The sequence below is a fragment of the Occallatibacter sp. genome (assembly GCF_049582745.1).
In the GTDB taxonomy this organism is placed as follows: domain Bacteria; phylum Acidobacteriota; class Terriglobia; order Terriglobales; family Acidobacteriaceae; genus Telmatobacter.
On the sequence record NZ_JBAUUO010000174.1, the window covers coordinates 25,807 to 37,161 of the forward strand.

The window sequence follows — 11,355 nt, forward strand, 5'->3', positions numbered from 1 at the left end:
GAAACGTTGGGGCCTATCTTAACTGCCCCAGAGAAGAATCTGGCCTATCCTCAAGGAAATTCAAACCTTGCTTCTGGATTACAGAGCGCCACACGTATCCTTTTCACACAATGTACCTTGCACGCCGAGTGCCGGGGAGACTGTCCAGGCCGCAGCTCTGATCAAGCCCTATGGGGATGATCTCTTCTCTTCAGAGGCATTCGGCCGGTATTCGGCCAATCTGAACTCGGTACTAGAACGTAGCCTGACTTTGCCTTACCAGTCCAAGATTGAGCCTGTGTAAAGTCGTAAGAACCTCACATGGTTCAGGATATGGACGGGACTCAATTTCTATTGTTCCAGCGCACGCTGGTCAGACGCTCTAGTATGTGAACATGCTGGAAGCGGAACTGTTCGCCTTTCTCGAAAACACAGCGGATGCTGTCTTTGCCGTCCGTGAGACGGGCGAAATCTGTTTCTGGAATCATGCAGCGGAGGCACTCTTTGGCCATCCCGCAGATGAAGTACTCGGGAAGACTTGCTCCAATGTCCTGCACGGAATCGGGGCTTTGGGTACAGATGTCTGTCATGAAGGCTGTGCTGCATTGCGATGTGCCAAATCCGCGAATCACATACCGAATTTCGATCTGAATGTGACTACCCGGAGTGAAGTGCGCATCTGGGTCAACCTTGCTTCAATTTCTTTTCTGAACCGGCGGACTGGCAGATCACTCCTTGTTCACGTTGTACGTGACATCAGTGCACAAAAGAAGCGCGAAGAGATTTTCGGCCGCATGATCGCCATTTCTAAAGAAGTGGCCAATCTGGAAGACGCCGTCGCCGGAGCGGCGCCGATTGCGCCTCTATCCTCACAGGAGCTTGAGATCCTCAAAATGTTCGCGGTCGGTGCCACAGCCCCGCGAATTGCGAAAGTGCTTGGTATCAGCCCGCAGACGCTTCGGAATCATCTTCACCACATTAACCAGAAATTGCGGACGCACAATCGACTTGAGGCGGTCATGCATGCGCTTCAGCGCCGTCTCATCTGATCTCTAGACCTTGCTGCACAAACTTGCTTTGCGGATCGCGATGCAAAGGTATCTGCATTTCGGTGGCAAAAACGTCCTTGTGTGGCGCGCCTCCTGGTCGGCAAAGCAGCGGCATGGAGACGATGAATTTCCGCTTTGGAACAATCGAAACGACACCAACTCCAGTGAACTAGCCGCAATGACAATTGTCTCCCGCAGGGGTACAAACGGACTATTGTGGTTTACGGCCTCGAACTCCGACACTGGGCTTACTCGTCGGTGACATCCCATTGTTCATCATCTTTGAAGCGGCTCTTCGACCTCTTTGCTTCATGCGGCTGGGCTCTCAACCACCTGCTGCCGAAGCGACATAAGCTTGATCAAAACAAATATCAGCGATGCCGGCCGATGGGCGAGTCGGATCTTGGGTCACCAAAGAGGAGCGTGATGGCATTGCGTAGGGTTCTCGAACTCGCGTCCACAAGTGAAGGCTATGATCTCCTTTGATATCCCACATAGGGCAGTGCATTATCCTGACGACCGCCGCTTCCGAATCTGGATTAGTCCTTCAATCCTGGTGGGGAGTGGCTTGGTAATTCTGCTGGCAATCGCCGCCGCCTGGATAGAGATTGCAGTGGCGGGCCTGCCTCACATTCCTCAAGTCCCCCAGATATATCCCAGCAACTTTGCAGGACCACACGGGTTTCCTCTCTGGGTCCGCTATTGCCATTTTTTCAACTTCCTCTTCGTCATGATGCTCATTCGCAGCGGCCTTTCGATCTTGGTCGACCATCCCCGTCTATATTTCAATGACGACTGTACTCCAGGAAGCGAATGGATCCGGTTGACACCGCTCAAAGTTCCCCGCGACCGCGTCTGGACTGCAAAAGACGATGCTCGCTATATTTCGCCTCTCGTCGGCACACCCGGCTATCGGCACACGATCGGTATCGCGCGGGTTTGGCACTTCATCAATGTCCACGGCTTTATCATCACCGGCGTTTTCTTTGTCATCATGCTTTTTGACACCGAACAATGGCGCCGTTTGGTGCCTGCGTCTCCCGTCGTGTTTTTGCAAGCATGGAACACATGGGTGCATTACGCAACATTTCACCTACCTGCGGAGCCGAACGGGTTCTATGGATACAACGCTTTGCAGCAAATTGCGTATTTCACGGTAGTCTTCCTATTTGGTCCTTTGGCAATCTTGACCGGAATCGCCATGTCTCCAGCTATGGTGAATCATTTCCCTTGGTATGCTCGGATCTTTGGCGGCAGACAGTCGGCCCGTTCCATCCACTTCCTCACGATGCTCAGTTTCTTCGCGTTCATCGTGGCTCATGTGACTCTGATCGTGATGACAGGATTTGCGCGAAACATGAATCACATCGTCCTCGGCACCAACGATCAGGGGAATAGGGGCATGGCGCTGGGTTTCGTGGGCATTTCAGTCGTCGTTCTCTCTTGGGTCGCTGCACACTACATCTCGTGGAACCAACCACGCCGACTTCAGCACGCGCTCAAACTCGTAGCCTATCCTATGCAACTCCTCACGCTGAATCGGCTGACTCCGCAGCAGAAGTATTCCGAACAGGATATCTCGCCGTACTTTTGGCCGAACGGAAAGATGCCAGTGAGAAGCGATTGGACTCATCTGGCAGAGAACGGCTTCCGAGATTTCACTTTAAAGGTGGGAGGTCTCGTAGATAATCCTGTCGAGCTTTCCCTTGCCGAGATCGAAAAGCTGGGTGAGGTCGAACACATCACAATGCATCATTGCATTCAAGGCTGGAGCGGCATCGCCAAATGGGGCGGTGTTCCGATGAAGGCCATTATCGAATTGGTACACCCAAAGCCAGAAGCTAAAGTCGTCGCTTTTTTCTCCTTCGGTGAAGCGCTCTATGGCGGCGCTTATTACGATACACAAAGCATCGAGAATGTTCTGAAGCCCCAATGCCTTTTAGCCTCGCAGATGAATGGGCAACGCCTGCCAGAGATTTATGGCGCTCCGCTGCGTCTGCGAGTCGAAAACCAACTTGGGTACAAGATGGTCAAATGGATCGAGCGCATCGAGTTTATCGAGTCGGAGAAACAGCTCGGTAAGGGAGAAGGCGGAAAGAACGAAGACGACGAATATTTCGACTTACTGCCTAATATCTAAGGGGTTCAAGGAACATTGCAAAATCAGAGTGCGAGCGGCGGCAATGGTAGTCTTGAGCACGTTGCGGTGCTTCTCGATCGCGTCAAGCTGGCATGGCTGCTAGATAGATTTCCCCCACGCTTTGTCTGGTCTGCCTACGTATTTGTGAACGGATTCCTCACCATTGCATTGCTTGCGTTGCTTGCGGTGGTCACGAACAGTCCATTTGTATTCCCATCTCTTGGTCCGACGGCATATCTTTTATTTATCGCACCACTGGCGGAGAATTCGAGTCCGCGAAATTCGGTTGTGGGCCATGCTATCGGTCTCATCTGCGGCTATGCCGCATTCGAATTGACTGGGGCCGCAACATTGCCGTTCGGCACGCATCCAGGTGTCTATTGGCCAAGAATCATCGCGGCGGCCCTTTCACTTTCGGCCACGGGTGCGTTAATGACCCTGTTTCGTGCCAGCCATCCCCCTGCTGGCGCTACCACGCTGATCGTATCGTTAGGCATCATTTCTAAGCCCAAAGAACTCGTCATCATCGAAGCGGCGGTCGTCATTCTCGTCGCACAGGCGTTCGTAATTAATCGGCTGGCTGGCTTGTCTTATCCCATTTGGAAAAAGTACGAGACCTCCCAACAGAAGCTCGCGGAAGGGTGATCGCAAGCTTCTTCGATGTCCACACTGTGAGAGGGCAATGCACCGATATGAATCGATTCCACAGATGGTACTGCCGATCGGGTCGTTGGAAGCGGAAGATTCAGGATGAGATTCTTCCATGGACGCTGCGGGACGTAGAACTCCGCGATTCGGTGTTGGAGATTGGCCCAGGACCTGGCGTGACCACTGATTGGCTGCGCAATCGAGTAAAGAAAATGGAGTGCCTTGAGATCGATCCCGTGCTTGCGAATTCTCTTGGGTATCGCTTGCTCAATACGAATGTCCAGGTGCAACATGGAGACGCTACCGCAATGCCGTACAGTGATGGTTCGTTTTCCGCAGTTGTCTCCTTCACCGTGCTTCACCACGTACCCTCATTCATACTGCAGAATCAGGTATTCGCCGAAGCTCATCGAGTCCTCAGACCCGGAGGGATTTTCGCAGGAGTAGACAGCCTTCCGTCCACACTAATGCGCATCATCCATTTGGGCGATACGATGATCCTGGTTGATCCAGCCACACTGGATGGACGGCTTAGAGCTGCCGGGTTTACGTCGATTCGCATTGAATTGGGTGCCGGGCGATTCCGCTTTTCGGCGAGGCGCCCGTATCCAACGAATTGACATCATTTCAATCGAAGGTGGGATAAGTCGCTGCCGATCTCACTTGGTCCCTCTGCGGTGTGATTGGTGCGGTCTCGATGGTGCCGTCAGCCACAACGGCGACGCTTATAGGCTTATTTGAAGGAGGAATCAATGGACTATACGTTTCTTGCAAATCTGCAAATGGAGTTGGCACCGCCAGAAGACGGAATCCTAAGCCGCATCCTGCGCAAGGACGAAAAAGTAAATATCACGCTGTTTGGCTTCTCGTCAGGCCAGGAACTCTCCGCGCACTCAGCTCCGACGCCTGCAATTCTCTACTTTCTGGACGGAGAAGCTGAAGTTCAGTTGGGAGAGGATAAAGTCAACGCCGGGCCAGGCTCCTTTGTCTACATGCCTCCGATGCTGACACACGCCATCTCGGCGAAGTCTCCTGTCAGGATGCTGCTCATTCAGATAAAGGCTGCGACGGACCGAGTCTCATGAGATCGCTGAGAGCGCGCTCCATTCGGAAGTCCCATACTTAACTGAGCTTGAGGTAGCAGCCAGGACTCCAAGTTCAACGCCTGCGAAAGAAGGAGCGCAGGTTGGGGGCGAATGCCTAGTCTCGCGTCACCGAAGGCAATCTGTTAAAGAAAATCCTTTACGCTCGCGAGTAGCGAGCCTTGTCGCTTCTAAGTCACCAAAACACATCACTGCCGCCGCAAAGCAGTGTTCTCCTGATCTGTTGGACGTCTCGCTCTCCCGTGGCAAGTGCCGCTGCCGGTCAACTTACGTAATCATCTTCCCTGCACCGCTACTGCGGTTACGGAGGATGAGAATGCAACGTTGCAGCTTGATTATGAAGAAACGAAAGCGGGGCCCCGACGTATGGCTACTCCGTTGGTCCGACAAAACCGATTCGGGACGGCGTATATACCGCAAGAGAGTAATCGGAACCGTCGAAGAGTTCGTCGATGCTGACTCAGCAAGGCGAGCGGTCGCTTCCTTGGTCGAGAAAATCAACGGCGATAATCCACGAATCAGGCTTCGCACGATCACGATGTCGGCGCTCTGCAGCCATTTCGAACGATGCGAGTTGGCACAAGGAAACACTTGGCGCAGCCACTCTACGAAGAAATGTTATGCGGGATATCTAAAACGTTGGATCATTCCTCAGTGGGGAAAGTACGAACTACGGAACATCAAAACTATAGAAGTCGAATCGTGGCTTCGCCGTCTGCCACTTGCAAAGGGTACCTGTGCGAAGATCCGCGGCGTGATGTCCGTTCTGTTCAATCACGCCTGCCGATACGAACTCTTTGACCGCAATCCAATTCAATTGGTTCGGCAAGGGGCGAAACGCAAGAAGACGCCCTGCGTCCTAACTCCGGCGGAGATCAGGGTGTTGGCGGATGGTCTTGCTATTCGAGAACGCACCTTGGTGTTGCTCGCCGCCTCAACTGGCTTGCGTCAGAGTGAATTGTTTGGATTGAAGTGGTCTGACATCAATCTCAGGGAAGCAACGATGAACGTGACGCGCTCGATTGTGTGCGGAGTTGTGGGGCCGTGCAAAACCGAATCTTCGCAGAAGCCCGTTCCAATTCATCCGGTCATTGTCGAAGCCCTAGAGAAATGGAAGGAACATCAACGCTACCGCAAACCCGGCGATTGGGTTTTCGCAAGCGGCTGCCGCCGTGGTCGTCAACCGTACTGGGGGCAGGCGATCTTGCGGAAGTACATCCGACCCAGGGCGGAAGAACTTGGAATCGAAAAGAAGTTCGACTGGCACACCTTCCGGCACACGTACTCGACTCTCTTGAAAAGCGTCGGCACAGAGTTCAAGGTGATGCAGGAACTTTTGCGGCACTCCTCACTGCGATCGACGCTCGATGTCTATACCCAGGCAATTACTCCGGCGAAGCTGGCTGCCCAAGCCGCAGTCATGTCGCTTGTCTTTTCTTCCCCAGCGGAGTCGCAAACGCATGGTGCGTAGTTCTGAACGCCAGGAAACCAGCGACCTTACGACCTTATATATAAGGCACAATTCAACCGGGGTGCAAAAGGGACACATTTCTGTGGCTCTTTTGCACCCCGATTGATTCCGCCGATTCCAATTAACTCTTTTGGAATCAATGGCGGGGACGACGGGGCTCGAACCCGCGACCTCTGCCGTGACAGCACAGAGGCGAGCAGTAACCTATTGAAACTACGCGTCACGGATGGCTTCTTTTGGCGCTCTAAGGTACCCATGGCAACCCTTATTGGACCCTTATCGGACCTGCGACCTCTGCCCTGTAAACCTCTGCCCAAACCGCCGAATTGCCCAGTCCCAAATGCATGGCTGTTCAGTAAGTGAGATTAGATGGCGATGATGCGCTCGTTGAGAATGAGTGCGGCGCAATTGCGACCATCCAGAAACCGCCGAATTCAATCAGGCCTTGTATTCAGCGAGCGCGATTCGGACGCTTAAGGTGAACACGGCCCCAGGCACAGATCGTTTCCAGCACCGGCACAAGCGTCCATCCATACTTCGAAATTGAATATCGCACGCAGGGCGGCACAGTGTTTTCCTGATGCCGGATGAGGATCCCATCCCGAACGAGGTCATGGAGATGCCGGATCAGCATTCTCTCGGTTATATCGGGAATGCTCCGACGCAATTCACTGGTGCGCAAGGGTCCGTCGGAAAGCCGCCACAGAATCGTCCCTTTCCAGCGCCCGTCGATGACGGACAACATGGCATCAATCGGGCAGGCAGATATCTCCTTCTTCGATACCGGCATATTCCTCCTCTCTGCTCGCTGACATATTTGTCAGTACATCTTTCTGAGTCAGCATACATCGGTTGGACGTCTGAAATCCAGGAGCGCATCATGAACATTCTGAATGTTGCAACAATCTTGTGCATTGGCCTTCTGATCGGCGGCGAACTCGCAGTGTCTGCCTTCATAAACCCGGTTGTTTGGAAGCTTGATCTCGCGGCTCAGGCAAGAGCCTCTCAGCTCTTTGGACGCCGACTCGGAAGGGCAATGCCCGTCTGGTATATTGCGAGCCTGCTGCTGCTTGTCTCGGAGACGATCACCCATCGACATGAGTCCCATATTGGGCTGCTCGGTGTCGCCATCGCTTTCTGGGGAGCCGCGATCGCGCTTTCACTACTGTCCTTGGTACCAATCAACAACCGCATGGTCCGATTGGATGCCGATGGATGGACGGAAAGTACACAACGGGAACTCCGCATGTGGGATGGACTTCATCGGGTGCGAGTTGCCGTTCTCGCAGTCTCCATGATCTTTTTCTTGGCCGGATTAGGGATTTGAGAGGGCGTTGCCTTCATGTGCCTTAGGCGGAGAAGAGTGCCGTCTCCCGGGCGTCCTCACATCAAGCATAGCGTTGCTGGATTTACTAACAAGGAGATGTCTATGCACAATGCTGTTCCGCTCTCCCTTGCCGTTCTCGTCTCTGTCGGGATCATCGTGATCGGCTGCTTCTATGTTGTCTCTCCTCAACGGACCTTGGGGGATTTGGTCTAAAGCCGCCTGCATCAGAAGCTGACACTCAAGCGTGGCTGCGTCTCAAAGGAATTCGGGATATCGCATCTGGATTGTCAACATTGACCCTGATGCTCACTACTGACAGCAGGACAGTAGGCATAGTTCTCCTGGTTTTTTCCATTATCCCTTTCGGAGACATGTCCAACATCTTGGTGTCCGGCGGCAGAAAGGCCACAGCGTTCTCTGTTCATGGCGTAACCTGCGCGGTGATGCTCTTCGCCGGCCTTTTGCTGATCAAAGTCTCTTGAGCGGCGACGGTTAAAACCAGGAGGAGAACAATTGAGCCATTAGATGTGGACGTATAGTTGCGAAGTGGAATGTAGCAGAAAGGTAAACTGGCGGCTTCAGGGCAATGCGCGCATTGAGGATGGTTCAATCAGCGTCAGACCGAACCGCCGGGGTGCCCCATGCTGCGCGCTCTTTGTGCAGGGTGGAAAAGCGCAAACCTCACAAAGAGCTCTCTTCAATTCCGAACGCATCCTCGGAAATTCAAAATCAATTTCGAATTGGCGACCATCCAGGAATCCGCGCCACAAGCGACCTCGTGTTACGAATTCTCCCTCGATAACTGCTGGGCGATTTAGTGCAAATCTACAAGCATTTCCGGCGACATGGATCGAACGTTGAATCAATCTCGCCAATGGCCTGCGCTTCAGCGATGCACAAAGCGAACGGCTCGCGCCATTCGTGCAAGATCGCCTCCAGCCGTGCGCGCATCAGTTTGCTCTGAGCGCTCGTTTCGAGGCTGAAATCACCGATCAAACAGCCGCGTTTCCATTTGTCGCCCGCGAGCAGGCCACTAATGATTTCCAAGTACCTCTCGAGCCGCTGCCGCGGTGTAAGAGACTTCTCGTTCAAAGCCCCTCCGATTCTCTCTTGCAGGTTGGCAAAGTAGCGGTCAAGCACCTCTTTGGCAAAGGCCTCCTTCGAACGGAAATGGTTGGTAAAAGATCCTTGAGGAGCGCTGGCGACTGCGCAACAGCGCCTAGCCCCATTCGGCCCAAGACGACCATAATCTTGTTGTGAATCCTGCTGTAACAACTGCTCATCGAAATCAAATGAAGATGTTGGCAATATCCGGAAGCCTTCGCGCTCAATCGACGAACACCCTGCTTCTGCGCGCAGCCGCACTCATTGCTCCATCACCCCTCGACATTGTTCTGTACGAAGAGCTGGAGACTATTCCCCCTTTCAACCCTGATCTCGACGTGGAGCCCGCTTTTGAAGCGGTATCACGCTTGCGCGCCGAACTGAGAGATTCTTCGGCAGTGCTCTTCTCTACTCCTGAATATGCTCACGGCATTCCCGGCGCACTAAAGAATGCGTTGGATTGGGTCGTCGGAAGCGGAGAGCTTTCCGGTAAACCAGTGGCTCTCTTCAATGCCTCTATTCGGAGTCAACACGCCCAAGCATCCTTGAGGGAAATTGTAAAAACTATGGATGCTCAGTTACTCTCCGAAGCAGAAATAACGATCCCGTTGTTGGGCAGAGATCTCAATGCTTCGGAAATAGCCGCCGATCCTCAGTTCGCAGCTACCATCCTCGCTTCAATCCAGAAGATAGCTGACAGTCTCACAATGTACTCCGGCGCAATCGACGGGCGCCCAGAGTCCGCGTACAACACATCGAACTCCCGCTCATCCTACGCAGCACGGCGTCGGTCACCTTCCCACACTTCGCGCAACGGATGATCCGCCGGCACTCGCTCGAACATTTAACTTCATTGAGGCCTCAATGAGTGAAAACATGAGCGTAATCAACTTGATGCAGAAAGCAAAGGAACTTTCCGGCAACTATGAGAATGTCGTACTTTCCATGATCAACGATCATGTCGTCCGAGTCTCGTTAATGACCGAGCCCTACTTTTGGCATCTTCATCCTAACTCCGATGAGACATTTATTGGACTTGAAGGAACCGTGATCCTTGAATTGGAGCACCAACGTATAGAACTGAGCGTCGGACAGATGTTCACCGTCCCGAAAGGGACAAGGCATCGAACTGCGCCGGCAGGATCACGGTCGGTGAACCTGACGATCGAGCGTGCGGAAATCGCGACCGTGCGAATGGATGAACAAGATTTTCCTCGTTGAATTGATTCCAAACAACTATGACAATTCTCCGTGGCATCGGCCTGCGCCGGAACGGACACAAGTAGAACAAGCCTGCAAATCGCCGGCACAATCAACAATTTCATGTGTGTGACTCCTCGAATAGCACTTATGTCATACGACTTCGGAAGTGTACGCATCGAGAAGCAAAATCGTTCCACCGCATATTGTGCTTTTTGGGATGAGATGACCGTAAGCTCATTCCGATTTGCTCTTCAACAGTGAGAAGCAATTGCTCATAAGGGCGGGCGGCCTGCGCCCCTGAAGATACTTTTGAAGGTCTTAAGGTTTCTGATAAATGATGTTCCCTTTGCGGATTGTCAGCGACACATGAGCAAAAGCATCTATGTCACGAGCCGGATCCTCTTCGAGGAGCGCAAGGTCCGCGTCCATCCCCACTCTGACCTGGCCGGTGCGATTGGCATATCCGAGGCGTGCAGCGGGAGTTGTGGTTAACGAAGCCAGAATCTGTGGAAACGTCAAACCGGCACGCGCCAGATAGTCATATTCCTTTGTCAACGCAGGATAGTCGGTCAGATAACCGATATCCGTACCAAACATGATTTGGCCATGGACATCCGAGTAGCTCTTTACTTCCTTCAAAATCAAATCGAATTTGTCATCGTGGCTAAAGAGAGTAAGCGTAGGGATCAGCGTGACATTTGCAGCTTCTAACCGCGCACTCACCGCATCATTCCATTTCTCCGGCTCCTCGGAAGTGTGCGCTAGAACATCAACGTGGCCGGCAAGGACAAGCTCCACACCTTCCATGTTCGAGGGATGTGCAAAGACCAGCTTGCCTTTGCGATGTGCCTCATCTGTCGCTGCTTTTACGACCGGCAATGGCATCGCGTATGGCTCGATCTTGCCATTGGACCGGAGCCAGGTGACGGCATAAAGTTTGACTATATCCGCACCTTGAGCAAGCTGCTCATCAACAATTCGTACGGCGTCCGCCGGGCTTGGGGCCTCTCCTTTTGCAAAACCTTTGATCTGGTCGGGGGACATGGACTCTGTAATGTAAAAAGGCAGGCCATGCTCTGGAAAGATAATCATTCCCGCCGTTAGAATCCGAGGTCCCGCAACCTCTCCGCTTTTTATTCTGTTTCGGAGATCCAGGGTATTTTGCAGGAAAGAGCCGGTATCTACAACCGAGGTAAAACCATAACGCGTGAGCATCTCCTGCAGTTGCGCTGTGAGTTGTTCGGCAGGAAGATCTGCCGCATGATTCCACTTTGGTTCGATGAAGTGGACATGCGTGTTCCAGAGGCCCGCAACTAAAGTCTTTCCGGTAC

At 52.9% G+C, this 11,355-nt stretch carries 13 protein-coding genes; 10 read left to right on the forward strand and 3 right to left on the reverse strand.

Annotated features, from left to right (window positions below):
• Positions 1-374: 374 nt before the first annotated feature.
• The 6 genes from WCA10_RS24920 to WCA10_RS24945 all read left to right on the forward strand — a co-directional run bounded on the left by WCA10_RS24920 (position 375) and on the right by WCA10_RS24945 (position 6,390).
• Positions 375-1,028, forward strand: a complete 654-nt coding sequence (locus WCA10_RS24920; protein ID WP_472825257.1) for a helix-turn-helix transcriptional regulator — start codon at positions 375-377, stop codon at positions 1,026-1,028.
• 472 nt (positions 1,029-1,500) lie between these two features.
• Positions 1,501-3,168, forward strand: coding sequence for a molybdopterin-dependent oxidoreductase (locus WCA10_RS24925; protein ID WP_472825268.1), 1,668 nt, complete (start codon positions 1,501-1,503; stop codon positions 3,166-3,168).
• Positions 3,169-3,183: 15 nt separating this feature from the next.
• Positions 3,184-3,813 (forward strand): HPP family protein, encoded by a 630-nt coding sequence (locus tag WCA10_RS24930; RefSeq protein ID WP_472825258.1) that lies wholly within the window; start codon positions 3,184-3,186, stop codon positions 3,811-3,813.
• Between the two features lie 47 nt (positions 3,814-3,860).
• A complete protein-coding gene (locus WCA10_RS24935; RefSeq protein ID WP_472825259.1) occupies positions 3,861-4,436 on the forward strand; it encodes a class I SAM-dependent methyltransferase in 576 nt (191 codons plus the stop codon).
• 132 nt (positions 4,437-4,568) lie between these two features.
• A complete protein-coding gene (locus WCA10_RS24940) occupies positions 4,569-4,901 on the forward strand; it encodes a cupin domain-containing protein (protein WP_472825260.1) in 333 nt (110 codons plus the stop codon).
• Between the two features lie 775 nt (positions 4,902-5,676).
• Entirely contained in the window at positions 5,677-6,390 is a 714-nt protein-coding gene (locus WCA10_RS24945) for a tyrosine-type recombinase/integrase (RefSeq protein ID WP_472825261.1), read from the forward strand.
• 451 nt (positions 6,391-6,841) lie between these two features.
• Here the strand turns inward: WCA10_RS24945 and WCA10_RS24950 are convergent, their stop codons facing one another.
• Positions 6,842-7,180: a winged helix-turn-helix transcriptional regulator gene (locus tag WCA10_RS24950; protein ID WP_472825262.1), complete on the reverse strand. Its 339-nt coding sequence runs from the start codon at positions 7,178-7,180 to the stop codon at positions 6,842-6,844.
• A 90-nt stretch (positions 7,181-7,270) separates the two neighbouring features.
• Between WCA10_RS24950 and WCA10_RS24955 the strand changes: the two genes are divergently transcribed.
• Positions 7,271-7,717, forward strand: a complete 447-nt coding sequence (locus WCA10_RS24955) for an anthrone oxygenase family protein (protein ID WP_472825263.1) — start codon at positions 7,271-7,273, stop codon at positions 7,715-7,717.
• A 248-nt stretch (positions 7,718-7,965) separates the two neighbouring features.
• Entirely contained in the window at positions 7,966-8,199 is a 234-nt protein-coding gene (locus WCA10_RS24960; protein ID WP_472825269.1) for a DUF4267 domain-containing protein, read from the forward strand.
• A 343-nt stretch (positions 8,200-8,542) separates the two neighbouring features.
• Here WCA10_RS24960 and WCA10_RS24965 read toward each other — a convergent pair whose 3' ends face one another.
• Positions 8,543-9,025, reverse strand: coding sequence for a TetR family transcriptional regulator C-terminal domain-containing protein (locus tag WCA10_RS24965; RefSeq protein ID WP_472825264.1), 483 nt, complete (start codon positions 9,023-9,025; stop codon positions 8,543-8,545).
• On the opposite strand from WCA10_RS24965, the gene WCA10_RS24970 reads away from it, so the two are divergent.
• Together WCA10_RS24970 and WCA10_RS24975 are read left to right on the forward strand one after the other, a co-directional pair.
• Positions 9,010-9,642 (forward strand): NADPH-dependent FMN reductase, encoded by a 633-nt coding sequence (locus tag WCA10_RS24970; RefSeq protein WP_472825265.1) that lies wholly within the window; start codon positions 9,010-9,012, stop codon positions 9,640-9,642. The genes WCA10_RS24965 and WCA10_RS24970 overlap by 16 nt on opposite strands.
• Before the next feature lie 43 nt (positions 9,643-9,685).
• Positions 9,686-10,042 (forward strand): cupin domain-containing protein, encoded by a 357-nt coding sequence (locus WCA10_RS24975; RefSeq protein ID WP_472825266.1) that lies wholly within the window; start codon positions 9,686-9,688, stop codon positions 10,040-10,042.
• Positions 10,043-10,342: 300 nt separating this feature from the next.
• Here the strand turns inward: WCA10_RS24975 and WCA10_RS24980 are convergent.
• On the reverse strand, positions 10,343-11,355 hold a 1,013-nt coding region (locus WCA10_RS24980; protein ID WP_472825267.1), incomplete at its 5' end, for an amidohydrolase family protein.

Bases quoted from the DNA above. Each gene is read 5' to 3' on its own strand.
- WCA10_RS24970 (WP_472825265.1), top strand. From the start codon at position 9,010: ATGAAGATGTTGGCAATATCCGGAAGCCTTCGCGCTCAATCGACGAAC.
- WCA10_RS24925 (WP_472825268.1), top strand. From the start codon at position 1,501: ATGATCTCCTTTGATATCCCACATAGGGCAGTGCATTATCCTGACGAC.
- WCA10_RS24950 (WP_472825262.1), bottom strand. From the start codon at position 7,180: ATGCCGGTATCGAAGAAGGAGATATCTGCCTGCCCGATTGATGCCATG.
- WCA10_RS24935 (WP_472825259.1), top strand. From the start codon at position 3,861: ATGAATCGATTCCACAGATGGTACTGCCGATCGGGTCGTTGGAAGCGG.
- WCA10_RS24920 (WP_472825257.1), top strand. From the start codon at position 375: ATGCTGGAAGCGGAACTGTTCGCCTTTCTCGAAAACACAGCGGATGCT.
- WCA10_RS24975 (WP_472825266.1), top strand. From the start codon at position 9,686: ATGAGTGAAAACATGAGCGTAATCAACTTGATGCAGAAAGCAAAGGAA.
- WCA10_RS24955 (WP_472825263.1), top strand. From the start codon at position 7,271: ATGAACATTCTGAATGTTGCAACAATCTTGTGCATTGGCCTTCTGATC.
- WCA10_RS24940 (WP_472825260.1), top strand. From the start codon at position 4,569: ATGGACTATACGTTTCTTGCAAATCTGCAAATGGAGTTGGCACCGCCA.
- WCA10_RS24945 (WP_472825261.1), top strand. From the start codon at position 5,677: ATGTCCGTTCTGTTCAATCACGCCTGCCGATACGAACTCTTTGACCGC.